The sequence below is a fragment of the Vibrio sp. 10N.222.55.C6 genome (assembly GCF_041473395.1).
Taxonomy (GTDB): domain Bacteria; phylum Pseudomonadota; class Gammaproteobacteria; order Enterobacterales; family Vibrionaceae; genus Vibrio; species Vibrio crassostreae_C.
In genome coordinates, this window is sequence record NZ_JBFRSD010000303.1 from 1 (window position 1) to 231 (window position 231).

Below are 231 nucleotides of genomic sequence, written 5' to 3' on the forward strand. Positions count from 1 at the left end.
GAAGAAAGTCGGCCTGTATGAGCGTAAAGATTACTACCCGGGTCATTTGTCTGGCGGCCAACAACAGCGTGCTGCTATTGCGCGAGCGCTAGCGGTTGATCCTGAAGTTATGTTGTTTGATGAACCTACATCAGCATTAGACCCTGAGTTAGTAGGCGAAGTGCTTGGCGTAATGCGCGATCTAGCAGAAGAGGGCAGAACCATGCTCGTGGTAACGCACGAAATGGCTTT

Annotated in this window: 1 protein-coding gene; it reads left to right on the forward strand. The window is 50.6% G+C overall.

Annotation, left to right across the window (positions count from 1 at the left end):
• Positions 1 to 231, forward strand: a 231-nt coding sequence (locus AB4486_RS23795; RefSeq protein ID WP_372119049.1) for an ATP-binding cassette domain-containing protein, incomplete at both ends; no start/stop codon positions are given.